This is a genomic window from Priestia sp. D3YE.R1 (assembly GCF_049199565.1).
GTDB lineage: Bacteria > Bacillota > Bacilli > Bacillales > Bacillaceae_H > Priestia > Priestia aryabhattai.
The window spans coordinates 1292925-1319685 of record NZ_JBLTHW010000001.1 but is presented as its reverse complement, the minus strand read 5'-3'; the positions used below and the strand labels follow the sequence as shown (position 1 = coordinate 1319685).

General features: G+C 40.0%; 30 protein-coding genes and 2 riboswitches. Of the genes, 10 read left to right on the top strand and 20 right to left on the bottom strand.

Annotated features, from left to right (window positions below; translation table 11 throughout):
- Nucleotides 1-116 precede the first annotated feature (116 nt).
- The 8 genes from metE to ACOZIR_RS06795 all read right to left on the bottom strand — a co-directional run bounded on the left by metE (nucleotide 117) and on the right by ACOZIR_RS06795 (nucleotide 10364).
- A complete protein-coding gene (metE, locus tag ACOZIR_RS06830; RefSeq protein ID WP_340141861.1) occupies nucleotides 117-2411 on the bottom strand; it encodes a 5-methyltetrahydropteroyltriglutamate--homocysteine S-methyltransferase in 2295 nt (764 codons plus the stop codon).
- Nucleotides 2412-2564: 153 nt separating this feature from the next.
- Nucleotides 2565-2753: riboswitch (cobalamin riboswitch) on the bottom strand.
- A gap of 79 nt (nucleotides 2754-2832) precedes the next feature.
- A riboswitch (SAM riboswitch) is annotated at nucleotides 2833-2943 on the bottom strand.
- An 81-nt stretch (nucleotides 2944-3024) separates the two neighbouring features.
- A complete protein-coding gene (locus ACOZIR_RS06825) occupies nucleotides 3025-3276 on the bottom strand; it encodes a hypothetical protein (protein ID WP_033580155.1) in 252 nt (83 codons plus the stop codon).
- A gap of 258 nt (nucleotides 3277-3534) precedes the next feature.
- Nucleotides 3535-3705 (bottom strand): hypothetical protein, encoded by a 171-nt coding sequence (locus ACOZIR_RS06820; protein WP_169746657.1) that lies wholly within the window; start codon nucleotides 3703-3705, stop codon nucleotides 3535-3537.
- A gap of 157 nt (nucleotides 3706-3862) precedes the next feature.
- A complete protein-coding gene (locus ACOZIR_RS06815; protein ID WP_310878058.1) occupies nucleotides 3863-4738 on the bottom strand; it encodes a metallophosphoesterase family protein in 876 nt (291 codons plus the stop codon).
- A 315-nt stretch (nucleotides 4739-5053) separates the two neighbouring features.
- Nucleotides 5054-6433: a sugar porter family MFS transporter gene (locus ACOZIR_RS06810; protein WP_328120840.1), complete on the bottom strand. Its 1380-nt coding sequence runs from the start codon at nucleotides 6431-6433 to the stop codon at nucleotides 5054-5056.
- Between the two features lie 152 nt (nucleotides 6434-6585).
- Nucleotides 6586-8010: an L-arabinose isomerase gene (gene araA, locus ACOZIR_RS06805; protein ID WP_340141860.1), complete on the bottom strand. Its 1425-nt coding sequence runs from the start codon at nucleotides 8008-8010 to the stop codon at nucleotides 6586-6588.
- Between the two features lie 30 nt (nucleotides 8011-8040).
- Complete coding sequence (locus ACOZIR_RS06800) at nucleotides 8041-8739, bottom strand: L-ribulose-5-phosphate 4-epimerase (RefSeq protein WP_310877997.1); 699 nt, start codon at nucleotides 8737-8739, stop codon at nucleotides 8041-8043.
- Nucleotides 8733-10364: a xylulokinase gene (locus tag ACOZIR_RS06795; RefSeq protein WP_421535536.1), complete on the bottom strand. Its 1632-nt coding sequence runs from the start codon at nucleotides 10362-10364 to the stop codon at nucleotides 8733-8735. Before ACOZIR_RS06795 ends, ACOZIR_RS06800 begins: the two co-directional genes overlap by 7 nt.
- Nucleotides 10365-10701: 337 nt before the next feature.
- Here ACOZIR_RS06795 and ACOZIR_RS06790 point away from each other — a divergent pair, with 337 nt between their 5' ends.
- Complete coding sequence (locus ACOZIR_RS06790; protein ID WP_045291014.1) at nucleotides 10702-11808, top strand: GntR family transcriptional regulator; 1107 nt, start codon at nucleotides 10702-10704, stop codon at nucleotides 11806-11808.
- A gap of 89 nt (nucleotides 11809-11897) precedes the next feature.
- Here ACOZIR_RS06790 and ACOZIR_RS06785 read toward each other — a convergent pair whose 3' ends face one another.
- The gene (locus ACOZIR_RS06785; protein WP_045291016.1) at nucleotides 11898-12881 is read right to left on the bottom strand and encodes an HD domain-containing protein; all 984 of its coding nucleotides are present in this window, start codon (nucleotides 12879-12881) and stop codon (nucleotides 11898-11900) included.
- A 230-nt stretch (nucleotides 12882-13111) separates the two neighbouring features.
- On the opposite strand from ACOZIR_RS06785, the gene ACOZIR_RS06780 reads away from it, so the two are divergent.
- Entirely contained in the window at nucleotides 13112-13495 is a 384-nt protein-coding gene (locus tag ACOZIR_RS06780) for a FixH family protein (RefSeq protein WP_421535535.1), read from the top strand.
- Nucleotides 13496-13536: 41 nt separating this feature from the next.
- Here the strand turns inward: ACOZIR_RS06780 and ACOZIR_RS06775 are convergent, their stop codons facing one another.
- From ACOZIR_RS06775 to ACOZIR_RS06760, 4 genes are all read right to left on the bottom strand, one after another.
- Nucleotides 13537-13914 (bottom strand): hypothetical protein, encoded by a 378-nt coding sequence (locus ACOZIR_RS06775; RefSeq protein ID WP_045291071.1) that lies wholly within the window; start codon nucleotides 13912-13914, stop codon nucleotides 13537-13539.
- A 191-nt stretch (nucleotides 13915-14105) separates the two neighbouring features.
- Entirely contained in the window at nucleotides 14106-15473 is a 1368-nt protein-coding gene (locus ACOZIR_RS06770) for a nucleoside recognition domain-containing protein (RefSeq protein WP_415382842.1), read from the bottom strand.
- A gap of 13 nt (nucleotides 15474-15486) precedes the next feature.
- Nucleotides 15487-16218: a FeoB small GTPase domain-containing protein gene (locus tag ACOZIR_RS06765; RefSeq protein ID WP_340141856.1), complete on the bottom strand. Its 732-nt coding sequence runs from the start codon at nucleotides 16216-16218 to the stop codon at nucleotides 15487-15489.
- Complete coding sequence (locus tag ACOZIR_RS06760) at nucleotides 16211-16468, bottom strand: FeoA family protein (RefSeq protein ID WP_013058246.1); 258 nt, start codon at nucleotides 16466-16468, stop codon at nucleotides 16211-16213. The genes ACOZIR_RS06765 and ACOZIR_RS06760 overlap by 8 nt, the downstream gene beginning before the upstream one ends.
- 337 nt (nucleotides 16469-16805) lie before the next feature.
- Between ACOZIR_RS06760 and ACOZIR_RS06755 the strand changes: the two genes are divergently transcribed.
- From ACOZIR_RS06755 to ACOZIR_RS06745, 3 genes are all read left to right on the top strand, one after another.
- Nucleotides 16806-17501, top strand: a complete 696-nt coding sequence (locus tag ACOZIR_RS06755; protein ID WP_340141855.1) for a helix-turn-helix transcriptional regulator — start codon at nucleotides 16806-16808, stop codon at nucleotides 17499-17501.
- Between the two features lie 68 nt (nucleotides 17502-17569).
- A complete protein-coding gene (locus ACOZIR_RS06750) occupies nucleotides 17570-17917 on the top strand; it encodes a hypothetical protein (RefSeq protein ID WP_340141854.1) in 348 nt (115 codons plus the stop codon).
- On the top strand, nucleotides 17841-18242 hold the full coding sequence (locus tag ACOZIR_RS06745; RefSeq protein ID WP_340141853.1) for an RsiV family protein: 402 nt from the start codon (nucleotides 17841-17843) through the stop codon (nucleotides 18240-18242). Before ACOZIR_RS06750 ends, ACOZIR_RS06745 begins: the two co-directional genes overlap by 77 nt.
- Before the next feature lie 342 nt (nucleotides 18243-18584).
- On the opposite strand, the gene ACOZIR_RS06740 is transcribed toward ACOZIR_RS06745, so the two are convergent.
- On the bottom strand, nucleotides 18585-18752 hold the full coding sequence (locus ACOZIR_RS06740; RefSeq protein ID WP_013058248.1) for a hypothetical protein: 168 nt from the start codon (nucleotides 18750-18752) through the stop codon (nucleotides 18585-18587).
- A gap of 319 nt (nucleotides 18753-19071) precedes the next feature.
- On the opposite strand from ACOZIR_RS06740, the gene ACOZIR_RS06735 reads away from it, so the two are divergent.
- A complete protein-coding gene (locus ACOZIR_RS06735; RefSeq protein WP_340141852.1) occupies nucleotides 19072-19452 on the top strand; it encodes a VOC family protein in 381 nt (126 codons plus the stop codon).
- An 81-nt stretch (nucleotides 19453-19533) separates the two neighbouring features.
- On the opposite strand, the gene ACOZIR_RS06730 is transcribed toward ACOZIR_RS06735, so the two are convergent.
- Both ACOZIR_RS06730 and ACOZIR_RS06725 read right to left on the bottom strand, forming a co-directional pair.
- A complete protein-coding gene (locus ACOZIR_RS06730) occupies nucleotides 19534-19917 on the bottom strand; it encodes a FixH family protein (RefSeq protein WP_013058250.1) in 384 nt (127 codons plus the stop codon).
- Nucleotides 19918-20122: 205 nt separating this feature from the next.
- Nucleotides 20123-20470, bottom strand: a complete 348-nt coding sequence (locus ACOZIR_RS06725) for a DUF6054 family protein (RefSeq protein ID WP_045291030.1) — start codon at nucleotides 20468-20470, stop codon at nucleotides 20123-20125.
- A 143-nt stretch (nucleotides 20471-20613) separates the two neighbouring features.
- On the opposite strand from ACOZIR_RS06725, the gene ACOZIR_RS06720 reads away from it, so the two are divergent.
- Entirely contained in the window at nucleotides 20614-21033 is a 420-nt protein-coding gene (locus ACOZIR_RS06720) for a MarR family winged helix-turn-helix transcriptional regulator (protein ID WP_340141851.1), read from the top strand.
- Nucleotides 21034-21077: 44 nt separating this feature from the next.
- Here the strand turns inward: ACOZIR_RS06720 and ACOZIR_RS06715 are convergent, their stop codons facing one another.
- Nucleotides 21078-21278, bottom strand: a complete 201-nt coding sequence (locus ACOZIR_RS06715; RefSeq protein ID WP_340141850.1) for a hypothetical protein — start codon at nucleotides 21276-21278, stop codon at nucleotides 21078-21080.
- Nucleotides 21279-21426: 148 nt separating this feature from the next.
- On the opposite strand from ACOZIR_RS06715, the gene ACOZIR_RS06710 reads away from it, so the two are divergent.
- Nucleotides 21427-22440, top strand: coding sequence for a S66 family peptidase (locus ACOZIR_RS06710; protein WP_045291035.1), 1014 nt, complete (start codon nucleotides 21427-21429; stop codon nucleotides 22438-22440).
- Nucleotides 22441-22474: 34 nt separating this feature from the next.
- Here the strand turns inward: ACOZIR_RS06710 and ACOZIR_RS06705 are convergent, their stop codons facing one another.
- Nucleotides 22475-22828 (bottom strand): DUF4181 domain-containing protein, encoded by a 354-nt coding sequence (locus ACOZIR_RS06705; RefSeq protein WP_045291037.1) that lies wholly within the window; start codon nucleotides 22826-22828, stop codon nucleotides 22475-22477.
- 193 nt (nucleotides 22829-23021) lie between these two features.
- Here ACOZIR_RS06705 and ACOZIR_RS06700 point away from each other — a divergent pair, with 193 nt between their 5' ends.
- A complete protein-coding gene (locus ACOZIR_RS06700; protein WP_045291039.1) occupies nucleotides 23022-23672 on the top strand; it encodes a DUF975 family protein in 651 nt (216 codons plus the stop codon).
- A 47-nt stretch (nucleotides 23673-23719) separates the two neighbouring features.
- Here ACOZIR_RS06700 and ACOZIR_RS06695 read toward each other — a convergent pair whose 3' ends face one another.
- Nucleotides 23720-24634: a DMT family transporter gene (locus ACOZIR_RS06695; protein WP_045291041.1), complete on the bottom strand. Its 915-nt coding sequence runs from the start codon at nucleotides 24632-24634 to the stop codon at nucleotides 23720-23722.
- Between the two features lie 516 nt (nucleotides 24635-25150).
- Between ACOZIR_RS06695 and ACOZIR_RS06690 the strand changes: the two genes are divergently transcribed.
- On the top strand, nucleotides 25151-25996 hold the full coding sequence (locus ACOZIR_RS06690) for an SH3 domain-containing C40 family peptidase (RefSeq protein ID WP_043981056.1): 846 nt from the start codon (nucleotides 25151-25153) through the stop codon (nucleotides 25994-25996).
- Nucleotides 25997-26053: 57 nt separating this feature from the next.
- On the opposite strand, the gene ACOZIR_RS06685 is transcribed toward ACOZIR_RS06690, so the two are convergent.
- Entirely contained in the window at nucleotides 26054-26725 is a 672-nt protein-coding gene (locus tag ACOZIR_RS06685) for an MOSC domain-containing protein (protein ID WP_340141849.1), read from the bottom strand.
- Nucleotides 26726-26761 lie beyond the last annotated feature (36 nt).

The window sequence follows — 26761 nt, the reverse complement described above, 5'->3', positions numbered from 1 at the left end:
CCTTTAAAAAGATACAAAAATCTACGGGAAGTGTCAATGGATATTTTTGGCCTTTAAAAAACCCATAAGACCAAGCAGTGTAGCGTTTACACTGCTTGGTCTTTACTTTCTTGTTATTAAACGTTTTGTAATAAATTTTGTCTTGTTTGTTTTGCAGACTCAACCATCACTTTTAAGGCTTCAACCGTCTCGCTGATTCCTCTTGTTTTAAGGCCGCAGTCTGGATTAATCCAAAATAATGCAGGATCAAGCACCTTCAAAGCGCGGTCAATGTTTCGTGTCAGCTCTTCAAGCTTTGGTACGCGCGGACTGTGGATATCATATACGCCAAGTCCAATTCCTTGATTGTACGTATGTTCTTCAAACGCATAAATTAATTCACCGTGGCTTTTAGACGTTTCAATGGAAATGACGTCGGCATCAAGCGCTTTGATCGCATCAATAATCTCTTCGAATTCCGAATAGCACATATGCGTGTGAATTTGCGTCTCATTTTGCACGGATACCGTGGCTAGCTTAAATGCGTACACCGCGGCGTTTAAATAACTTTCCCAATTTTCTCGTTTTAACGGCAGTCCTTCACGCAGCGCGGGTTCATCTACTTGAATCATCGAGATGCCCTGACTTTCAAGTGCTTCCACTTCTTTTCTAAGAGCAAGCGCAATTTGATTTGCCACGTCGTAGCGCGGGATATCATCACGCACAAACGACCAGTTTAAAATCGTAATCGGACCCGTCAGCATTCCTTTAACCGGCTTATCGCTTAGAGACTGTGCGTAGACCGTTTCTTTGATCGTCATCGCCTGCTCGTATGAGACATCTCCGTAAATAAGCGGCGGCTTCACGCAGCGAGAACCGTAAGATTGCACCCAGCCAAACTTCGTAAACTGAAAGCCTCCTAATTTCTCACCGAAGTATTCGACCATGTCCGTACGCTCAAACTCTCCGTGCACAAGTACATCTAAGCCGATATCTTCTTGAATTTCAATCCATTTTTTGATTTCCTCGTTAATGTACGCTTCATACGCTTCGTCTGTTAGTTCTCCTTTACGCCATTTTAGACGCTCTTTTCGCACTTCTTTTGTTTGCGGAAAGCTTCCAATCGTTGTCGTTGGAAGAAGCGGCAGCTGAAACGCTTCTTGCTGAACGCGTTGACGTACGTCAAACGGCGCTTGACGCTCTGCTTTATAGCTGTGCAGCTGCTTCAGCTCTTTTTGCACGTCTTGGTGATTTCGAAAAGATGATCCATTTAATGCTTGAATCGCTTGTTTACTTACACTTATTTCTTTTTCTATTGCTTCTTTTCCTTGCTGCACCGCTTTTGTTAAAAGCGTGATTTCCTTCAGCTTTTCATCTGCAAAAGACAGCGCGTTTTTTAGAATTGGCTCAATGGTTTTTTCGCTTTTCACCGTGACAGGAACATGTAATAGACTTGATGAAGGCTGCAGAATCAAACGGTCTTTTGATACGGCTTCTTCAATTTCACTAAGCGTTAAAAGCTGCTCGTCCAAGTTTTCACGCCAAATGTTTCGTCCGTCAATCACTCCTGCTGCCAGCACTTTATCAGTTGGAAAACCATATTTATTAAGCGCCGTGAGATTTTCGCCTCGGTCATGTACAAAATCTAAGCCAATACCATGAACAGGAAGAGCGACTACTTCTTTATAGTGATCCACGCTGTCAAAATACGTTTGCAAAATGACTTTGACGTTCGGTGCCGCGTCATGCAGGACTTGATAGACTTCTTTGTACAGTGCCAGGTCTTCTTTTGATAGCGTTGTAGCTAAAACCGGCTCATCTATCTGTACCCACTCGACTCCTTCTGCCTGCAGCTCCGCTAAAATAGTTGCATACAGAGGAACAAATTGTTCAACTACTTTTTTAAACTCACTTTCTTTATATCCTTTTGACAGCTTCACAAATGTTACTGGACCTAAAATAACGGGTTTGCCTTTGATATTTAGCTTTTGCTTTGCTTCTTTGTAAAATTGAAGCGGGTGATTTTCTACAAGTGCCGGCGTGCATTCCTCAAGCTCGGGTACGATGTAGTGATAATTTGTGTTGAACCATTTTGTCATCGTAGAAGCTACCGCACCTTTTGTTCCTCGCGCGATGTCAAAATACGTTTCAAGCGATACCGGCCCTCCGTCATATTCAAAGCGCTTTGGCACCAAACCAAACATAGCGGCTGTATCTAACACGTGATCGTATAAGCTAAAATCGCCGACTGGAATTAATTCAATTCCTGCGTCACGCTGTTTTTTTAGATGCCCTAGACGAAGAGCTTCAATTTCCTGTAGAAAGATATCTTTCTCTAGCTTTCCTGCCCAAAACAGTTCGAGCGCTTTTTTCCATTCTCGTTTTTCACCAATTCTTGGATAACCTACGTTTGAACTTTTTACACTGCTCATTTTTTCCACTCCTTGTATATTTCTTTTTTTCCGCTAAACTAAAAAATCTCTCTTTTCGAAATGAAAAGAGAGATGATACGCATACTTAACTAAAGTTGAGATAGCCTGTTTTTCTCAACACGTATTCCTCACTCCTCTCTATATCCCGTAGAGCTTAAGTGCATACAACAGGCAGGTCTCCTGACTTAGGTTCATCGCTTCCTATCCCTTCCCATTTCAGCATGAAACAGTGGTTAATAAGTTGCTCCCCATTACAGTGGCGGGACCGCGCCGGCTTTTCACCGGTCTTCCCTTTTAAGCTGCGTACATTCGTTACACAGCACCTGATGCATTTCTATGAAATTGTTCATTCAAAATACCTTCACATAAAATAAAAAGCCTCTCTATCGTGAATAGAGAGGCATAGTATCTATGAAATCCTCTCTTATTTTTCAAAGCCGTACGCTTTGCAGGATGTAGCACCTTTTTAACAAGAATGTTAAATGGTTGCCGGGCTTCACAGGGCCAGTCCCTCCGCCTCTCTCAATAAGAGTTTTAATTATTTATAATATTTTGAATGTAGAGTCATCTTAACACCTTACATTTACGTTGTCAAAAGAAATTGCAAAAAAAATTAGTTTTCAGGAGGTGCTGACGCTAATTTTTGCCTTAACAATTTGTAATCATCTTTTCGATGTGTTTCGATCAAGTCTTTTGCTCCTTGATGATACCCTGAAGAATAAATGTACTCTACCGCGGTTTCAATAAGCATTCTCTTTTCTTCCGCACACTCCCGATCCATTAAAGGGAACAGTCTACCTAAAAGGTCATTTAAATCTTCCTTAATAAAACGATTAAGTCCTTCTTGCATCTTTTCGTTTGCCATGATAGCTCCTCCATTTGCTGTGTATGTTCTAAGCCTCTATAAACAGGCAGTTCACTGTGAATTTTAAGATAAAGTTAAGTCATTAAACAGTATATCAAGTGAATGTTTTTCTTCAATTACATATGTAATACAAATATATGACAAATATAGAGAATATATCATCATTCATTATCTATTATAACGTTTGACTGAACCTTCTGCTACAAGGTTTCGTACGGTTTTCCAAAAGAGGTTGAGACATAACGAAGTGAATCTCATCTAAAGGCAACTGGGATACATGAGCTGAATCGCTTGTGACACCGCAGTTGATTTCCGTACAAGACTTCGCTTTCCGCGGGCGGTCGCTGAGCCTCCTCGTCGCATACGCTCCTGTGGGGTCTCACCTTTTCCGCTTTTCCCGCCGGAGTCTTCGTCTTGTCCTCCAATCACCTGCTAGAAAGACTTATACACATGAAATCTACGTTTACCCTAATAAAAAAAATGAACCACTAATCAAGCATCTTGATCAATGGTTCGTTTTTCACTTCGTCTAAAACCCTTTTGTCCCAGCCTCTTTTTTTGAACCTAGCTTTCTACTTTCTTGTTTTTACAAACAACTTCTTCGAGGTCGTCCAAAATCCTTCCAAAGAAGAGGGCCTAAAATGTCGTACCGGCTAACAAAAAACTCCGTAAAATTATAATTATTTAAAATTAAAGGCGGCTCAAAATCAAGGGGAGCACCCGCGCCTCCTGACAATACAAAATCAGTGCCTCTTCCAAGCGTAAACGACCCGTTTCTGTTTTTTCTAATAAACTGCTCGTCATACGCATGCACGTGGCTGACTAACACTTTTTTCACGCGGTGTTCTTGAATTAAATCAAAAAATTCTTGACTTTGAGGAGTCGTTACAGGAAACCCTTCAAGGTTTGTCCACCGGCCGATATTTGGCTGGGCATGCATGGCTAAAACGGTATTACAAGGAGCATCCTCTAGCTGCTGCTCTAAATAATGAAGCTCTCTATCTGTAAATCCATATATTTTATTTTTGGGACTGATGACATTATTTAATGCGATGCACCGGAAGTTATAGACAGGAATATCAATGACCCAGTGTACTTTTCCGATAGTGGCTCTGAAGTTTTCGAGATTGCTTTCATCAAGGTATAGTTCATCATGATTCCCTACGCATACAAACATAGGAATATTTGGTGCAATTTTTTCAACAACTTTAACAAAGTGCTCCAAATACTCTTTTTTCCCTGTATAGACGGTGTCTCCCCCATGAATAATAAACAGCGGGTTCAATTCCACCGCCTTTTTTAACACAAGCTCAAATTCACCGCTCATCGTAAAACAATTATCGTTTGGTCCGTCACCTCTGCTGTCGCCCATAAAAACAAAGTTGAATGGATCTCTCGGATTTAGTTGTTTAATTCTTTGCTTTAATAATCTTTCAGAACGTTCATGAAGCGTCAAATTCATCAATTAGTTAATCCCCCTATTAATAAATAAAGTTAGTTAAAAGTAAACAAGCTTACTTATTTATATGAGCATTTGTTGATGAAGGTCACTACCGTCTTGTAAGCAGAACGCACATTTAAATGAGTTTCCATAGCCTATCTATTCTTTCATTTTGTTCAGCACTGATGGGACAACATAAAAGTTAGAAGAAACTCAACAGATGAAACCTGCATTCACCATAAAAAAACGAACCACTAATCAAACAATTTGATCAGTGGTTCGTTTTTCACTTCGGCTACCATACTTTTATCGCAGCCTCTTACATTTAAACAACAATTAGACGTATTTATTGCGCTCAACTGGACTTAAAGAATTTCTTTCAGAACGAGCTGCCATGTCCGTTTCAATTTGCTCTAGGCTACGTCCTTTTGTTTCGACAACTACAAAGCGTATAAAGAATAGTCCGAGAACACAAATGATCCCAAACGTTGAAAAGATAACGCCTAAGCTAAACTGATCAGCTAAAATAGGGAACACAAGCCCTACTGCCAGCGATCCTGTCCAGTTAAAAGCAGATGAAATCCCAGCACCGATTCCGCGCACAGAAAGCGGGAAAATTTCTCCTACAATGATCCACGTAAGCGGCGCCCAAGAAAACGCATAGCAAAGGATAAAGCAGCAAAGAGCAATTAGCGTAACCCAGTTAACGACAGCTTCATTAACACCTACTGCTCCAAGAATAGCCGGTGTAAAAAAGGAAAGAGCCATTCCCGCTCCGCCAACCGTAAGAATGGTACGGCGGTTGAATTTATCAACAAACTGCAGAAAAATAAGTGTTGTCACAACGAAGATTACCCCAACAATAACCGTAAAACCAGCAGCTACCTGCGGCGCTAAACCAACTTGACGAGCAATGCTTGTTGCATAATAAACAATTGAGTTTGAGCCTTGAATCTGCTGAAAAGTTGCCATTCCGACACCGATAATTAAAGCTAAACGAAACTTTTTCTGAAACAGCTGTTTAATGCCTGATTGTTCATACACAGCTACGCTTTGAATTTCAGCCACTTCCGCTTCGACTTCCGCTGCTGAGGAACGAAGCGTGCGCAACACTTCACGCGCTTTATCTGCCATTCCGTTTTTAATTAAGTAGCGAGGTGACTCTGGAAGCTTGATCATACCAATGCACAAGACGATTGCAAAAATACCGGCGCTGCCAAGCATTAATCGCCAGCTGTTTGGAACCGGCTCAAAAATAAAGGCTACGATATAGCTTAATAATAATCCAATTACAATCATTAACTGATTTAAACCTGAAAGCTTCCCGCGAATATGAGCAGGTGCGATTTCTGACATATAAGCAGGAACTAAAGAAGAAGCTGTTCCTACTGCTGTACCTAAAAAGACGCGCGCAATCGTTAACGTAATTTCCTCTGGTGCAATCGCTGAACCGATGGAGCCTAAAAGAAAGATGATCGACGAAATTAAAATTAACTTTCTTCGTCCAAACTTATCGCCTAATAATCCGCTTAAAATGGAACCGATAATTGCTCCTCCCATTAGCGACGAAACCACAATCCCCAGCCAGAGTGGACTCAAATGAAACGCTTCACGGATATGACCTTCTGCACCAGCAATAATCCCAATATCATAACCGAATAAAATACCGGCAAATGAGCCGAAAAAGAAGATAAACTTACTTGATACTTTACTCATGATTATAGATCCCCCTTTTTGTTGCCTTAGTTTTGCTGTCTATCACACGTTTTTAAAACGCTTTCATTATTTCTTAAAAACGGCGTTCTTTTACTAAGTTACGCTATATTTTCACTTCCAAGGAAGCAGTGCTCCCTTGGAAATATAAATGCTTACTTAATGATGACGTATTCTAAATTCACAAGCTTTGCATAGCTCACAATTTGATCGGTCGTTAAATTTAATGAAAGAACCGTATGGTGGCCTCCTCCGTTTTCAATCCACGCTTTAACGCCTTCTTGGAAGTTCGGCTTAATGTTCCAAAGCACGCGCGCTACCGGAAGATTTGGAGCTGGAACTTCCGGCTCAAATGCCGATACTTCGTTAATTAACAGCTTGTAATGCGTACCAAAGTCAGCCATAGAAACCACTACGCCTTCTCCTTGTTTACCGTCAAACACTAAGCGGGCCGGGTCTTCGCGGTTGCCGATTCCTAGCGGAGAGACAATTAGTTTTGGCTTATTTACCGCCAGCGTCGGGTCTACTTCAAGCATGTGTGATTGAAGCACTGACTCACGTCCGGGTGCTAATTCATACGTGTAGTCTTCCATAAAGCCGGTTGACTGATTATGACTCATCACTTTGAGCAGGCGGTCAAGCGCGGCTGTTTTCCAGTCTCCTTCACCAGCAAAGCCGTATCCCTGTGCCATCAAGCGCTGTACCGCTAGACCAGGAAGCTGCTTCATGCCGTACAAATCTTCAAAGTTAGTCGTAAAAGCGCCGTATCCGCCTTCGTCTAGAAAACGTTTAATCGCAATTTCATAGCTTGCCTGTACTTTTACGCTAGATTCCCAGTCTTCTGCAGAATAATCGCCGTAAACAAACTCATACGCGTCGGCATATTCAGCAAATAAATCATTAATTTCTTCTTCCGTAACGGCATTGACATATTGAACAAGGTCACCGATTCCGAAGTAGTCAACCGTCCAGCCAAATTGAATTTGCGCTTCAATTTTGTCTCCTTCTGTTACGCCGACGTTGCGCATATTGTCACCGAAACGCGCGACTTTAATGTTGAAGCTTTCGTTATAAGCAGCGGCTACATCCATCCACTGTGCAATTTGCTGCTGTACTTCGGGGCGCTCCCAGTAGCCCACTACAATTTTATTTTGCTTGTTCAAACGCGCGTTGATAAAGCCGTATTCACGATCACCGTGAGCGGACTGATTCAAGTTCATAAAATCCATATCAATCGTTTCCCAAGGAATGCTTTCGTTAAATTGTGTTGCCAAATGAAGCAGCGGTTTTTGTAGTAGTTTGGTGCCGCGAATCCACATTTTTGCAGGCGAGAACGTATGCATCCACGTGATTACGCCGGCAACTTCATCTCGGTAATTCACTTCTTTCATCATATTTGTAATCGTATCCGCATTCACAGCTAAATCTTGCAGCACAAGCGGATAAGGCAAGATACCGCTTTCATTTAAAGCATCAGTCATACTTTGCGCGTGTGCTTTTACTTCTGCTAGTGCTTCTTTTCCATAAAGGTGCTGTGAACCAACAATAAACCAAAATTCTTTTTGAGTCGTTTTTAACATGATAAATCCCCTTTTCTGTATGTAAGTCTTTTACTGTCCTTGCCCGTAATATGCGTTTTGCCCGTGTTTTCGTAAATAATGTTTGTCTAATATGCGCTGAGGCAGCTCTTCAGCCATTCCGTTTAATTTTTGGGTAAAGAAATTCATTTTTGATACTTCGTCTAATACAACGCTGTTCATTACCGCCGTTTTGGCATCTTTCCCCCACGTAAACGGTCCGTGTCCTTGAAGTAAAATACCAGGAACCGCTAGCACATCTAAACCGCGCTTTTCAAACGTTTCGATAATCACCTTGCCCGTTTCCACTTCATATCCGTCATTCACTTCTTTTTCTGTCAAAAAGCGCGCGCACGGTACGGAACCATAAAAGGTATCGGCATGAGTCGTTCCCATTGCCTGCACATCGAGCCCTGCTTGAGCCCAAATGGTCGCCCACGTTGAATGCGTATGAGCAATACCGCCAATTTGCGGGTAGTGCTTATACAATACGGCGTGCGTCAGCGTATCAGAGGACGGATTAAGCTCACCTTCTACCACGCGGCCATCTAAATCAACGACTACCATGTCTTGTGCCGTCATTTTTTCATACGTAACGCCGCTTGGTTTAATCACAAACAAACCGTTGTCTCGGTCAACTGCACTTACATTTCCCCATGTGTACTTGACCAGTCCGTGTTTTGGCAAATCGAGGTTTGCTTGAAATACTTCTTCTTTCAATTTATCTAGCACACTAACTCCTCCCGTTCTTCGCTGTGATGCTCTGCAGCTGCTTTTTCAATGACTAATCCTTTTTTATATCTTTTAATAAATGCTTCAAACCCTTTTACATCGAGCTCATCAGGATAGATTTCTTGTGCGGTCACTTCTTTAAAAACTTTATCATCCAAGAAATCTTCTAAACTTTCATTCTCACTTTTATTGAGCATATAAGAAGAAAGAATAGCCATTCCCCACGCGCCGCCTTCTCCTGCTGTGTCCATGACGGAAACCGGGGTATTAATTGCCGCTGCCATCATTTTCTGACCGACTACCGGCGTTTTAAATAATCCTCCGTGCGCTAAAATACTATGAATCTTTACGTTTTCTTCTTTGACTAAAAGATCCATCCCTATTTTTAAAGCGCCAAAAGCTGTAAAAAGATGTGTACGCATGAAGTTTGCTAGATTAAAATTGCTTTTTGCTGAACGGACAAATAGCGGACGTCCATTTTCTACTCCGGTAATATTTTCACCTGAGAAATAGCCGTAGCTAAGCAAGCCCCCTCCATCAGGATCAGCTTCTAGCGCTTTATTTAACATCACTTCAAACAATTTATCCGACTCTACTTTTTGTCCCATCGCCTCGGAAAATTCACGAAACAATCCGAGCCAAGCGTTTAAATCGCTTGAACAGTTATTCGCATGAACCATTCCAACTGGACTGCCGTTTGGCGTCGTAACCAAATCAATTTCCGGATAAACGTTTGAAAGCTTTTTATCTAGTACAATCATCGCAAAAACGGACGTTCCTACCGAAACATTTCCCGTGCGCTTTCTTACGCTGTTTGTCGCCACCATTCCCGTTCCTGCGTCACCTTCTGGAGGACAAAACGGAATGCCCGGCTGCAAATTTTTTGATTGATCTAAAATACTAGCCCCAATGGCTGTTAATGTACCTGCTTGCTCGCCTGAAGTATAAACTGCAGGCAGAATATCTGATAGTTGCCATGGATACCCTTTGTAAGAAATAAGCTCATTAAACTGCTTCATCATATCTTCACTGTAATTTTGCGTGCGTTCATCAATCGGAAACATCCCTGAGGCATCACCAATACCAAGCACCTTACTGCCCGTCAGCAGCCAGTGAATATAGCCGGCTAGCGTTGTCATGTAATCAATGCGCGGCAGATGTTTTTCTTGATTAATGATTGCCTGATAGAGATGCGCAATGCTCCATCGTTCAGGAATATTAAATTGGAAATGTTCAGTTAATTCTTTTGCTGCTGCGCTTGTTGTTGCATTACGCCACGTTCGAAACGGAACAAGCAGTTCACCCGTTTTATCAAACGCCATATATCCGTGCATCATAGCTGAAACGCCGATGGAGCCAACTGTTCGAATCGTGATCCCGTAGCTTCGTTCCACTTTTTGCTTCATTTCACAGTAAGCACTTTGCAGACCTGTAATAATATCGAGTAAGTTGTACGTCCAAAAACCGTCTTCCAAGAGATTTTCCCATTCATAACTGCCTGATGCGATCGTTTCAAAGTTTTCATCAATCAGCACTGCTTTAATACGAGTAGATCCAAGTTCAATTCCAAGGGACGTTTTCCCTTTCGCAATTGCTTGCTTTATGCTTTCTTGAGTTGTTTTCACGTTTAATCTCCTTTCTGATAGCTATAAAGATGCCTATAGCAGTAAGGAAGCGCTTTCCGTTTTATGTAACCCTGTTTGAATTTGTTAACAACCTAAGTATATTAATTTGTACGTACATTTGTCAATATAAAAATTATATATGCACACAAATATTCAAAACACCCTACTTTTCCCTTCTTTAACTATTAGAGAATCCGATTCAATCGTTAAATTATTCTACTTCTCATTAAAAATCAAGGAAATCTTTTCATTTATTCATGTTCATGATAAAATATGTCCATACAAATTTTATACATGAAAAAAGTTGAATGTATACAACTACGAAAGAAGTGAAAACATGAAGCCAAAATATCAGGTGATTATTGAAGATATAAAAAGCAAAATTCTTTCAGGCGATTACAGCATGGGCGAACAAATTCCAACTGAATCGGTCATGCAAGAAACGTATGGTGTCAGCAGACATACGGTTCGAAAAGCCATTTTAGAGCTGTCGAATGAAGGATTTTTAAGAAGCGAAAAAGGATCTGGCACCTATGTGAGCAATCATTATCAATCCAAATCTAGCGGGGCTTCTGCCAACAAAACAATCGGTGTAATTACCACGTATATTTCCGACTATATTTTCCCTTCTATTATTCGCGGAATTGAAAGCAGGTTAAATAAAGATAATTATTCGCTGCTGCTGGCGAGCACGAATAATGATGTGGAACAAGAAAAAAAAGCGCTGGAAATGATGCTTTCCTACGGAGTAGACGGTTTAATTGTTGAGCCTACAAAAAGTAATTTGTATAATCCGAACATCTCGTATTATTTATCATTCAAAGAACAAGACGTTCCATTTACGATGATTAACGCCTACTACGAAGAATTAGAGGTTCCGTTTTTTTGTTTAGATGACGTTCAGTCAAGCTACCTTGCCACAAATGAATTAATTTCAAAAGGACATACACAAATTGGGCTCATTGCAAAAATGGATGACCTGCAGGGAAAGTACCGAATGAAAGGCTACATAAAAGCGCTCGGTAATGCAAAACTCCGCTTTCAGCCTGAGCATATTTTGTCTTTTAACACCGAAACAAAGCTTGATTTGTATGCTAATTTAAAAGAGTTTCTCACTGAAAACCAAGACGAAATGACAGCTCTTGTCTGCTATAACGATGAAGTCGGATTAGAAGTCGTAAATGTATGCAGACAGCTTGGCATTTCTATTCCGGACAAGTTGTCAATTATTGGTCAAGACAATTCGTACATCGCTAAAAATGCAACGATTAATTTAACAACGTTAACCCATCCGCAGGAACAAATGGGAAACGACGCGGCGGATTGGATCATTAAAAAGCTGCAAGGCAAAAAAGATTTGCCAAACGAAACCTACTACCAGCCGGTGTTAGTTGAAGGAGAAACGATTAAAGAATTAACTGCGAAGCGTGATGAAGTTCGTTAAGAGAAGGCTTCCTTAGAGGTCTATAAAACTTCTTATGAGAGAAAGGGATGCACGTTATTATGCATCCCTTCTTTATGTAATGATTCCCTTTATAACGGAGCCTGAATGTTGAGATATACTCCTTTTTCTATCCTTTGTTTTGCTTGCTCTATTACTCTTTTAGCGGTAAGTGATAGCTGAGATACAGGATTTTCTCCATCTGAGCCAATAACAAGAGGATCAACCCAGCGCATTTTTGTCGTTTGGTGAACGTCATGACAAGATGCTGTTCCTTTTTGTACTTTGCTGTTAAAAAGAGCAGATAACATCCCTTCAATGCTGCTATCTCCAGCATTTTTCAGCAACCAAACCACATCGTCATCCTGCTTTAAAAAATCTTCGATAGATAAAATATCTTTTTGCAAAGCGAGCTTGATAATTTCCGTCAGCTGATGATTTCCAAACATATTAAGCGGATTCATAAAAAAGCCAATCACTTCTTTGTAGTAAGCATCCACAAACCACTCTGCCGCTGCTAAATTACTGCATGCCATTCGTCCATTAAATACGACAAGCTGATCCAAAAACGCATGCACTTCTTGTAAAGTAATCTCCCCGCATACGTATAAATCCCGCAGCGTATAATCCACGCGGTCAGCACATAAGTGCGGAGCGTTCTGTTCGAGCAGCGTCCACTGGCTTTCATCAAGTAAGATATCTCGCCAATTTAAACCGGCGCTTTTTAAAATATAAGGAATAGACGACTGAGCTACTATTTTTTCGTAAATCATTTCATGATAATTTTCTTCTTTTTGTTCAAGAACGTAGTCAATCACATGAGAAAATGCCGTATGTGAAACGTCATGTAATAAAGCCGCTATTTGCTCTTCCAAAGAGCCTCCGAGTCTATTTACAAGCATCATCGCACCAACGGAATGATCATATCGAGTAGTATTCCAGTTTTCATTTACAAACCGGCTCGCTCCGCCTTGGTAAATTCCTTTTAAACGCTGTACGGGATCACTTTGAATGAGTTCTAAAAGAACGCCGTCTATTTCAAATTTTCCGTACAGCTCATCATAAAGTATGAGCATATTTCTCTCTCCTTTTACTAGCTTATTATGTTTAATCCTAAGCTCAAGACACAATGCTGTAAAGTCGTGTTGTGATCATAAACTATTTTTTGTAACAAAACGGTCAAGTTTCTTGCCGTCACACTCATAAAAATCACTCATTGGGATGATTTTATTTTGTGACTTCAGTGATAAAGTTTTATGGAGAAATGTATTTAATAATAGGATATAAGATAAAAAAGGAGATATTTATGAAAAAGCTTAGCATGCTGCTGCTCGTTTTAGTCATTGCCGTGGTCGGCTGTTCAAAAGGAAATGAGCAACAGCCACAGGAAGTAAAAGGAACAATTGAAGTGCCGCAAACTATTAAAGCAAACGAAAAAACATCTATTAACGTACTCGTTACACAAGGAGATAAAAAAATCGAAAATGCAGACGCCGTACAGATTCAAGTTGAAAAAGAAGGCTATATTAACCAGGAAATGATCGATGCAAAACACGAAGGTAACGGCGCATACAGCACGGACTATACGTTCAAAGACAACGGTGAATATACGATTACCGCTCATGTGACGATAAAAGGCAACATGAAAATGTTCACGAAAAAAGTGACGATTGGCGAGAAAAGTAAATAGCCTATCAAAAAGCGACCTCTGCTTGTCAAAGGTCGCTTTTATTATTTCTTTGATTCTTTAATACGGTCAAGATACTGCTTCGCATGAAGCAAACCAAGATTTTTTTCTTTGCGTATGTATTTAATAGCCTGCACATCACTTCGGCCATTCATCATCATCAAATTGACTCTGTTTTCAAAAGCCTCGTCTTTCTCTATTTCTAGCTGCTTCCACTCTTCATCTAAATCACGTTTAGGTGTTTTGAGCAGGAATATCACGAGTATAACAAGAACGCTACTTGTGGTGATATAAAGCCAAAGCCAATCGAGAAACCAGCTGTTAATCACATTCACTATGACGAGAATGGTGAAACAAGAGTATAGCCTTGTTTGATACTTATTAGCTTTTTTTGAATCTATTTTATTAGAAAATATCCCCACCGTCAGCCTCCTTTTAGCATTAGCGCTTTTTTCTATTAATCTCTTTTGTGCATGAAGCAAATCTATATCATACAAATTACCATTTAACCTAACAAATAGCAATCAAGTTCACCCTATCATACTCTTTATCTCATTGACTACTCATAAAAAATACAGGACTTTTCGCAAAGCCCTGCACGTTTATTTCATATTTAAATAAGGTTAAACATTTTTACGACTTGAGCAACCGCAAACGTAACGCCAATCGCAATCGCCGTTGGAATTGCAAAAGCAAGAAACGTCCACTTAACATTTTTGGTTTCTTTATAAATATTCACAAGCGTTGTTCCGCACGGAAAATGCAGAAGCGAAAACAGCATCATGTTAAGAGCGGTTAGCCACGTCCAGTGGTGATCAAGGAAAATTTGTTTCAGTCGAGTTGCATCTTCAATTTCAATTAATGAGCCTGTTGATAAATACGCCATTAGTAAAACTGGTACAACAATTTCATTAGCGGGCAAACCAATAATAAAAGCAGCTAATATATACCCGTCTAGCCCCAGCGTCTTGGCAAATGGATCAAGAAACTGAACGAAGTGCATCAAAATACTTGTATCACCGATATAGATATTAGCCAATACCCACGTTAACACCGCCGCGGGTGCTGCAACAATAATCGCGCGTTTTAACACAAACAGCGATTTATCCAGCGTTGCGCGCACAATTGTATCTAAAAATTTTGGCTTACGGTAAGGCGGGAGCTCTAGCGTATAGTGTGTTGGTACTCCGCGCAGTGCCGTTTTAGACAGGGCCCATGATACAAACAGCGTCACAACAATTCCAAATAACACCGTTCCCACTACAACAAGCGCCGTTACGAAAGTTTTAGCACTCCCTGTAAAGCCTGTTGCCATAAATAAAGAAGCTAACAAAATCAGCGTAGGCCATCTGCCATTACATGGAACAAAGTTATTGGTTAAAATTGCCATCATACGTTCACGCGGCGATTCAATAATACGAGTCGACATAATCGCTGCGGCGTTACATCCAAACCCCATCGCCATCGTCAGCGACTGCTTGCCGTGTGCACCTGCTCGTTTGAACAAACGATCCATATTAAATGCGACGCGAGGCAAGTAGCCGTAGTTTTCTAAAAGCGCAAAAACTGGGAAAAAGATGGCCATCGGAGGCAGCATCACGCTAATAACCCATCCCGTACCGCGAAACAGCCCTAATACAAGAATTCCGTGCAGCCATTCTGGCGCGTGCATCGCTTGAAAGAAAGCTGTTAAATATCCTTCCGCCCAGCCAAAACCTTGTGCGATTAATCCAGAAGGAACGTTGGCGCCGGCTATGGTAATATAAAAGATCACCGATAAAATACCAAGCATAATCGGAAAGCCCCAAATTGGCGAAGTGAAGACTTTATCCAATTTCTCCGTGCGCTGAAGCTTTGAGCGGTCTTCGTACACAACTGATTTTTTACATATTTGCTGTGACGACTGATAAATGCTTGCGACCATATTCGAACGATGATCTTTTTCTTTTGCCTGCTGCGCATAGCGCGTTAGCTGTTCCATCGCTAATGAGTTTTCAGGAGTTAACGGATTTCCCATATGCGCTGTTCCTCCTTTCCGTGTGATTGATATCTTGCTGCTGACGCTGCTGAATGGTTTCTAAAAACGACGTGTCTCCATCAAGAACTCGTAAAGCAATCCACCGCAGAGGAAATTGATTTCCAACAATAGAAGCGACTTGAGGCTCTAACTCTTTTAGTGACGCTTCAATTTCTTTTGTGTACTGCACTTGGTAAGGATTAAGCTTTACTTGCCCGCGTACGACTCCTTCAATTGCATCTAGCAAATTCGTAATTCCTTTTTTATTGCGAGCTGATATAGGCACAACCGGTACGCCTAACGATTCAGCGAGCTTTTTTTCGTTAATCACAATTCCTTTTTTCTTTGCTTCATCCATTAAGTTCACGCAAATCACGACGTTTTCCGTCATTTCCATTACCTGCAGGGCTAGATTAAGATTTCGCTCCATCGCCGTTGCATCGACCACCACAACCGTCACGTCAGGTCTTTCAAATAAAATATAATCGCGCGCTACTTCTTCGTCCGCCGAGTTTGAATAAAGTGAATACGTTCCAGGTAAATCCACGATTGTGTAGAGCTGCTGGTGATGTTCAAACGTTCCTTCTGCTTTGGCTACGGTTTTTCCCGTCCAGTTTCCCGTGTGCTGCTTGAGACCGGTTAATCCATTAAATAACGTACTTTTTCCTGTGTTCGGATTTCCTGCTAATGCAATACGATACTCACTCACCGTCGTCACCTACTTTTTTTACATAAATTTTTGAACTTTCTTCTTTTCTCAGACCAATCGTTGTATGACTGACTTGATAAGCAACAGGATCTCCTAACGGACTTTTTTGAAGCACTTTGATGATGGCTCCTGGAATAAATCCTAAATCTAACAAGCGGCGCTTTAACGCACCTTCAATTTCGATTCGTTCGAGCTGTACCGTTTCACCTGTCGTAAATGTAGACAATGGATAATTATTTACACTAGCCATCTATTTTTCGTCCCTTCTTATTTTTTACCTATGGTTATATTTTTTTCATCAGACCAACTTTTAAGGTAAAAAAAATATGCTCGTTGATTTTTAATAGGGTATTCTGCTGGTGCAGAAAAATGAACATGTCAGCATGATTTATTTAAAATTTTCAGTTTTTACGTGTCATGATACCGAAAGTTTACCACAGGAAACTTTTTTAGTCTAGGGTAAATAACTGACTTTTTTAATAAAAACCTCTGAATTTATAACCGTTATAGAAAGAATGTTTCTACTTCATATACCCCGTTAAAAAACCTATAATACAAGTAACTTAGTCGTTTTGGAGGGATTTAGAATGTTAGAAGAACCAGTTATAGATTTTTCAGAACTAGATGAAATCGTTGTTGAGGAAACTGGTCGAAGAATAAAATTCTTGGTGCAAGGGCAAGGGTTTTCTCAATCACAATTAGCAAAAATATTAGGAAGAGATGCCAAAACAATCTCTAATTATTACTGTGGAAAGTCCCTTCCTGATAAAAAAGATTTAATAGTGCTTTCTAGAATTTTGGGATTACCTTATGATGAAATATTGGTATTCAAAGGTGATATAGAGGGTTATCAAAGGGTTCAACATTATCATCTTGAGTACAATGGAGAAGATGAAACAATATCTGATGCTATTGATAAGTCCAAAAAGGAAAGTAAATTATTTAATCCCCATTCAAAGGGACTTGCTAATATTCGAAATTTAGAAGAGGCTGGTTTTTGTTTGGACTTTTTTTCTTCACTTTCTCAGGAAGATATTCGCAACCGAATAATGGATGAGTTACTTTCTGGTAGAGGAGTTTATAGTGTATATATGCACCACATTTATGAAGTTTATATTTGGCGTAAGTTGTCAGAGGAACAGAAAGCATTATGCAAAGCTCAATTCGCTTATAATCGTGGAGAAACAGAACAAAGACCTTCACACTCTGATTTTTATTGTTTAATGAACAAAGAACAGGAAGGAAGTACGTTATGGAACATCAGAAGATATTGGAAAATGTAATTGAAACGCTGTCAAATTACTATAAAAAACAAAAATCGTTTATACGTATCTTTTTAAATGAACCGGTAATGTCAAAAGCTATTGAAGTGTTTGATAATGAAATGTTGGAGATGGTTGATCATGCTTTTGATTTAATGGGAATTCCTAATGAGGAATTTCCTGATAAATATGATAGAAAAAATTGGACAAGGTGTGTGTGTACAAATTTAATAAAAATAGCAGCGAAAAATGAAAAGTATGTAGAACCTGCCGTTGAATTAATAAATAACTGGGAAAACTTAACTGACTTTACATCAAAGGTTGAATCACACACTTGGTTTCACTATGATCCACTTCTAGATGAGCATCTTACGGGTTATAAGAAGTGGCACGAAGAGCAAAGACAAATGGAAAAAACTAAAACGAAGAGCAAATGATACGTACGCTGGCGGCGCTCACGGCGACGCTTGGATTGATACGTACAATTACGATTTGTTGAAAGCTCGACAAATTAACTTAAAAGATATTATTAACAACAACACTAAGTTAAAGAAGGTTAATAACTATATCCGCAATGAAATGATTGCGCGTAATAAAAAAGGTGCTCAGTTCTGGGTTAATGAATTTAAGTCTGTAAATTTAAAAGACGATCAGTTTTACTATACAAGTAGCGGCATTGCCATTATATTTGGTGAGTATGAGTACGGCCCGTATTCTAACGGCATTCATACGTTTAAAATTCCGTCCAGCGTTTATAAATAAGATCGTCGTACAAAAAAACATAAAAAAAAAGAAGCCTGCAAACCATCAGTTCACATGCTTCTTTTTCTTTTTTTCTGCAGAATAAGCGGAGCAAAAAAGAAAGGTGAGCCCTATTCCGCCTCCAATCATCATTGAATAGGAAAACGTATCTCTTAACGCTAGGCCGCCTATCATTGACAATACAAACAGAAAATAAAACAGTAATGTGTAGTTCCTCTTCACAATCTCTACTCTCCCCTTTCCCATCATTTTCCGAAAACCAAATCATACAACCATGGAAGAACTCAGGCCGCATGCATTACGCTTCTTGTAGCCAACGAAAAACCGCTTTTCAAGGTATTTTTATAGTGTTTGAAAAAGTGAAATGGTCAGAACTAACGTCAGCAAGGAGCCTGCGGATGTTAACATCATTATTTTTCGGTTACTCTGATTTTTTTCAGGTTTCAAAAACTCTTGAATGGCTACAAACCAGATAACAAAAGTGATTAAAGAAAGAATCCCCATAGACATACGAGCATCTCCATTCTTATATGTATTTAAATTTTTAGCATATCTACTTAACAAACTTTCCCGACCGAGTTGCGAAAATAAATGTTGCTCTCTACTTAATATTAACATAAAATTCCATAAATTTTTAATGTGTGATGTAAAAACCGCAGCATTTTAGAAAATAAGCTATTTATAAAACACTCATTTGAACTAAAAATGGACATAAAGCTGTTTTTGACTATCCTCCACTTTACAAATGATATACTTATGTATAGAAAAACCTCTCAGATTTTACCTAGTACTTGCACTACCGTCGTTTAAATTGTTAGGAGGAAACGAAATGATTAAAAAACTAGACCATTTTGTACTAACGGTAAAAGACATTAAAAAAACGATTTACTTTTATACGGTTATCTTAGGCATGCAAAAAGAAACGTTCGGAGAAGGAAGAATAGTGCTTCGGTTTGGTCAACAAAAAATAAACTTACATCAAGCAGGCCATGAATTTGAGCCAAAAGCAAAGCAGCCTCTTCCAGGCTCCGCTGATTTATGTTTTATTACGGAGGAAAAGATAGAGAGCGTAATCCATCACTTACAAAAACATAATACAGAAATTGAAGAAGGACCGGTCAAACGTACAGGTGCTGTAGGTCCTATTGTGTCTGTCTACATAAGAGATCCTGACTACAATTTGATTGAGCTATCGAACTACGTAGATTAAAGTATTCTTATGAAAAAAAGAGAATGCGCAAGACATTCTCTTTTCACGTGGCTATATAAGCCGCCTCTTCAATTATAGGTACTACTCTTTAGACTTGCCTACCTCTACTTTTTTCGTAAACATTTTCATGTCACCGTCTACCGTAACGTGAGCGGTAATCATATATTCGCCGTCTTCTTTAAACGTATAGTCCGTGCTGTATACACCTTTTCCTTCGTGCGGTGCTTTTGTCATTTCTTGATTGATGTAGCCTTCTTTTTCAACTTGGAACTGTACGTCATCGGCGTTTTCCACTTTTTTATCTCCTTGCGTCACAAGGACTTTAAGCTTGACTTGTTCATTTGCTTGAATTGATTCCGGTACTTCAATCGTTCCTTTTACTTCTTTTGAACTTGAATCATTTCCTTTTGAACAGCCTACTATAGCTATCATTAAAACGAATAATACGATGCTGAGTTTTTTCATTATGTTGTTCTCCTTTGTTATGTAAATGTGAAGTCTTCCTGCAATTTCATATTATACTCATTTATCCGGTAAAAAGAGAAAAAATGCTTATTGTCCACATAAAGTTCTTATTTCTACAGTAGCTTTTGCATCTTTTCATTTCTCTACTCGCCCTTCGCTTCACAAAAAAAGCTGAAGAAGCTCATTGCCTTCCCCAGCTTTGCCTTTATCTCTGCGGTTCTTCTAACGTGTACGATGAGAGGGCGTTTTCTACCCATCGTACAAAATCTTTGCTTGCTCCCCAATCAATATTCAATACCCCTTCTGCGCTTCCTGAAGGAATACACTTTACTTTGTTTGGGCCGGACACATTTTCTAAAATAATCGTTAGTGATCCCCTGCCGCCGGTGCGGAAAAAATAGCGTTCAAACACAAGCGTACATAACTGCTTGCCATCTCCGAGATCATAATATTCCTTGTATAATAAGTCACTTTCCGAATTATTTGCGTTCACAAGCTTCTTTGCTCCATCAAAAGGAAGCAGCGTCGTTTTAAACTCAATTACCTTTTCCATCACTCAAGCCCCTTTCTATCGCAACAGATAGATACTACTTCTATTTTTATCTTTAAAAAACCTGCCCGTTATCTTTATAAACAATATGGTACAATAGAAAAGAAAAGAAATTGTTTGAACGGAAAAAGGAGCACACAACCTCAATGAATACACGAGATGAACTTATCCAAGATGTGGTTTCAACGATGCGAAACCAAACGAAAAAAATGCAGCTGTCGGTTATTCCCACTTTAAAATCATATATTCCTTTAAATGAATTTTTAGCGCTTCACATGCTGTATAAAGAAGGGAATCATATCGTTTCTGAGATTGCCGAGCATATGCACATCTCAAACAGCAGCATGACGTGCATCAGCGACCGATTAATGGAAAGAGAATTTGTCACGCGCGTACGCAGTCAAAAAGACCGCCGCGTTGTCTACTTATCGATTACGGATAAAGGAAAAGCGTTTGCAGAAGAAATGGAAAAAGTACTCACCAAAGAATATGGTGAAAAGCTTAGCCATTTTACGGATGAAGAATTACAAACGTTTCTTCGCTTGTTAAATAAAATGAATATTTAATAAAAACCAGGTGCCCGCTTAGTGGGCATCTGGTTTTTATTATGTTATTTGTTGTTTATCTTTAAATTAAAGGCGTCTGAGGTTAAATCTTTTGAACTGTCGTTTTCGTAATCACTTACATACGGAATAAATCGAAGCATGGTCACGTCTTTATCATTTCGGTACTCTTCGTACTGATCAATTAACAGCTCTAATCCTTTTTCTTTTTTTCTCGTTATACACGCAACAATCCAGTCATTTTCCATGATATTGCTCCTTTCCGCTTGCTTTTACATCTATTAATACGGATTCTTTTTACAAAACCTATCAATCTTCCTAAATTAAATGAAAAATAAGCTTGTTCCGTATTTCCCTCGCTGGTAAAATAAGCTAAAACCTTTGAAGGAGGCCGCTATGATTACCTATCCTTTTCTTACATCCAACCCAACCATCGGCATAACCGCACCTTCTTCTGGTGTACCTCAAGCTCTTCATTCCATGTTTTCTTTATCGTGTGAACGAATGAAGGAAAAAGGCTTTCCTGTTATACCGGGCGAAACCGTGTGGACGCAGCATAAAGCAAAATCCGCTTCTCCTAAAAAACGTGCAAATGAGCTTCAAGCCATGATAGAAGATAGAAACATTGATATCATTATCCCGCCTTGGGGAGGCGAGCTGCTGATTGAAATGCTTGAACATCTCGACTTTACAAAATGGACAGCAAAATGGGTGCTTGGCTATTCTGACACCAGCGTTCTTTTGCTGGCTATTACACTTAATACCGGGATTGCAACGGCTCATGGAACCAACTTTGTAGATTTGCGCGGAGAATACTGGGATCCAACGACTGCGATGTGGCAGCAGGTGCTGACGACCAAAAAAGGAGAAAGCGTGGCTCAAGTTTCTTCTGATCGTTACCAAAAAGAATGGCAGCATGACAACCCGTCACCATGCGTGTTTCATTTAACCGAACAAACCGTTTGGAAGCATACAGAGTTAAGCGACGTGCACATCGAAGGGCGTCTTCTCGGAGGATGTATTGACGTGATTAGGCACTTAGTAGGAACTCCTTTTGGAGATGTAAAAACGTTTAGAGAAAAATACATTCCTGCTGAGCCGGTGATTTGGTACTTTGACAACTGTGAACTCACGACCACTGACCTTCGCCGCTCGCTTCTTCAGCTTAAGCTAGCGGGCTGGTTTGATAACTGCTCAGGTATTTTATTCGGCAGAAGCAGCGCTAATAAACCCATTGATTCCTACACCGCTGAAGATGTGTATCATGACCTTTCCTCTGACTTACATATTCCAGTTATCTATGACATCGACTGCGGCCACCTCCCTCCTCAGCTCACGCTTATTAACGGCGCGTATGCGAGTGTTAACGTAGAGAAAAACAAAGGCACAGTCGTTCAATACTTTACATAAAAAAACAAGAGAACTTTTTTGCTCTCTTGTTTTTTCACATATCCGTCATCAGTAATATAAACGTCCCAAATAAGAAAAAAGTTGCACCAAACCACGAGTGATAGTGCTCTTTTTTCTTTCTTTCAAACTTCCATTCTTCAAATCCTCGAATTACGTACAGGAGAAAAAAGAAAAGAAACATAAAAACGGAGGTATAGGCTGGAGGTATAACAAAGATCAATACTAAAAACGAAGCAAGCATCACCATTTCAATTGTGATAAACAGTGGACGCCTTCCTTTAAAGCTTCTCCAATAGCTTTTTTTCATCTTTGTATGCAGCTTTTTTCGCATGACAAGATCCAGAAAGATATAAACAACTGCCAGAATCAGCAAATACACAAGCGTCATTTTCATTCCTCCTTCCGACCTGAAATATCCTTATACTTCCATTTTAAAGAACTTTCCACAAATTTCAAGCGTCTAAAAAATCTTTACACAACTTATTAGTGCAAGCATTCATATATTCAAAAATCGCTAATATATTGACTAATGTACAGGTTGAATTCTCTGTATAAACTCACCTAGAGGGGGACATCAAGTTATGAGAATAAAAGAAGTGAAGCAAGGTGCACTCGCAGCGCTGAAAAACCGCTGGGGATTTGCCGTACTGCTTACGTTCGTTACGTATCTAATTGCTGCCGGCATTCCAGGACTTATTGACTTTTTAATCAACGGATTTCCAAGCGGGTCCGAAACCGAATACTCTCAGTCTACCTTAGCTAATATTGTATCCCTGCTGCTCGTACCGCTCTTCTTTTCTTACTACTGGGTATTATTGCGTCTGGTGCGAGGAGAAAGTGTACGTGTAGGAAACGTGTTTGATTCGTTTTCATCTGCGGGATTATACTTTAGAACACTCGGACTTTACTTGCTAACGATTATTTATACCGTGCTATGGAGTATTTTATTAATCATTCCTGGCATCATCAAAAGTCTTGCCTATTCACAGGCTTACTACGTATTCCGCGATAACCCAGATTATTCGGTCAACCAGTCTATTACTGAAAGCAGACGGTTAATGAACGGCTACAAGTGGACCTACTTTTTACTCCTTTTAAGCTTTATTGGCTGGGGCATTTTAAGTATGATCACACTTGGCATCGGGTTATTATGGCTTGTTCCGTACGTAACGACTTCGCTTGGCGTATTTTATGAAAAGCTAAAAGCAAATGAAACGGAAGCTGCTGAATAAACGAAAAACCGTATTCGAGTTGCGAATACGGTTTTTTATGGATAGCTTTACGCTGCCTGGTCTCCTCCATCAGAGGGCTTTAACTTTTGATTCTTCGCTTTTTTATTCACTAAATAAATACTGATAATAATAAGCACCAGCCCTACAAGAAGTGACGACGTAAACAGTTCGTCTAAAAAAAGCGTGCCAATGACAATTGAAATAATCGGAACAAGAAAATTAAACGACGCCACTTTACTGGCCTCTCCTTTACTGATTAAATAAAAATAGATGAGCCACGCAACGGCAACAGAAAATAGTGCTAAAAATAAAAGCAGCAGTATAGATGATGGATTCCATACCATATGAAACCACCCTTCTACTCCACTGCCGGTCGCTGTCATAACCACTCCGCTGACAAGACTTTGAATGGTAATAAGCCAAATGCCATCTACACTATCACTAATACGTTTGATATAGACAGTTCCAATCGCCCAGCTCAGTGCCGTAAGCACGGCAAGAATAATTCCAATGGCTGAAGCATTAGCTGATAACTGTCCCATACTGATAGTAGCTACACCTACAAATCCAAGAAGCAAGCCCCCTATCTTTACAGCGTTCATGCTTTCTCCAATCCACAGCCATGCAATGATGCCGATGAGCACCGGCTGCAAGTAGACAATCACGCTGAAGACACCTGCTGGCATAAACATAAGTCCAATCGTTTGCAGACCGTAGAATAAGATTGAATTAAATAGACCTGACACCATATATTTACGCCAGTTCTGCTTCCAGTGAAGCTGTTTAGATCTTGGCAGTGCGACTGCTAATAAGATGATTCCCGCACTTAATGACCGCAGTCCAGATAACAAAATAGGCGATGAATAGCCAAGCGCCAGCTTCGACATCGGCCACGTTAATCCCCAAATCAGTACAAGAGCAGCTAAAAGAATTCCATTAATAAAAGATGATGACTGTTTCATACAACAGCCACTCCTACATATATGAATGTAAATGATTCACGCGTTCATTCCTCCTTGTATACTACGCTTCTTTTTTACTCACTTCAACTGGATGCTTTTGATGTAATTTATGTATAACAGTTATAGTAACTGAGCTTCTTTTATGACAGCGTATCTTTCTTCTCTATGTGTTCATTTAGAAAAAAATAAAGTGCGTCGCTAGTGAATGATATCATTTTTTACCTATAGCTTTTATATATCCTAAAAGCCTTGAAGCCATTCAGCTGCCGGGTTTCTGCTCCCCTTTTTCATTTAGCTTACATATTTTCTAATAAATCTATGAATCTCCTAAACATTTCTACCTAGATAAATTGTCAGAATTATTACAGAGAAGGTGACAATTCTACTTATATCGCTCTTTAATATTAAAACTATGTTACAAAATGTCGTAATTTGGAATTAGATGTTTACTTTTCCTGTCAGGATTGATAGACTCACAGTTGTGAATAAAACAAGTTATGGAAAGGGAGAAAGAACATGCTAAAGAAAGCAAATCGTACAGTTATGAATATGGGGTTAGCAGCATTACTTGTTCCCGCTGCCCTAACATTTAGCACAACTTCAGCAAGTGCAAATGACGGAGGCGCTGCACCAGCACCCGTACAAGAAAAGGTAACGCCAAGCGTACCTCAACAACAAGCAACTACTACTACTAATCAAAAAGTCATCGTAAACGTGAGTGCGTTAAATATTCGTCAAGGAGCTAGCTTTTCATCTCCAGTTGTTGGAACTGCAACACAAGGTCAAGAGTTTGCTATTTTAAAAGAAGCAAACGGCTTAGTTGAAATTGCACCAAACAAATGGATTTCAAAAAGCTCAAGCTACGTAACAATTGCATCAGGTAAACCAAGCGCAAGCCAAGTAAAAGGTGTAAGCACATCAACTCCTTCTACTTCTACAGCATCTGCATCTACATCTGCAGCACAAGAAACAAGCACTCCAGCACCTGCTCCAACAACAAGCACGGCTTCTGGAAGCACAGTAAATGTTGCACGTAGTTTAGTAGGATCACCTTACCAATGGGCAGGAAACACACCAAGCGGATTTGACTGCTCAGGCTTTATCGCATACGTGTTCAACCATAGCGGTCACAGCATTTCACGTACAAGCGTAGCCAACTACTGGAACATGGCGACAAAAATTTCGTCTCCACAACCAGGCGATCTAGTATTCTTCCAAAACACATACACAAGCGGCCCATCTCACATGGGAATCTACATCGGAAACGGCCAAATGATTCACGCTGGTTCACACGGTGTAGCTGTAGCTGACCTAGATGTTTCTTACTATCAAGATCATTTCTTAGGATACGGACGCTTCTAAGAAAAAAATGCCCTCTAATCGTTAGATACGTTCTAACGATTAGAGGGCATTTACTTTTTATCGCTGCGCGACAGAAAGCGCCTTTTCAATCCGCGTTTGAAATTTATGCTTCCAGTCTTCCGCAAGCTCAGAAACTTCTAAAGCTCTCTTCATCCCTTCTATATCTTTTGGACGATGGAAATATAAATCAAGCGTAAACCACACGGATATTTGATCTGGATGAGCTTGAATCAGTTTCACTTCCGCATCTTGCGTAATCGTACCTTCTTTCAGCACGCGGCAAAGATATCCGGTATAGCTTGTCTCAATCATTCGTTTTAAAATCCCTTTAACGCCCGTTCGCTTTGTAATTGTGTCGCATGGATTTCGTCCTTGTGTCACTTGAATAACGGCGTCTCCTACTTGATAAACGTCTCCAATGCATACGTCTTTTTCAATCATGCCTGCTAGGACAAGATTTTCTCCAAACGCAGACATCGGCAGCTCCGTATCAAACTCTTCATTCCATTTTTTATAGTGCTCATACGGATACACGCACACCGCACGATCCGGTCCGCCATGATACCTTAAGTCCGCTACGCCGTCGCTTTGAAACCCTTCTTTTGCTAAAAACGTCTTCTCTACTTGCTTTTTGCAGATGCCTGTACGCATTTCTTTGTCAGGGCCGTATGCCATTTGTTCAGGCATGCCGGTTGCTAAATGAATCAGCTTTCTCTCGGGTGTTGTCATTATGTTTACACCTCTTTTATCATTTTTACTAGTTTA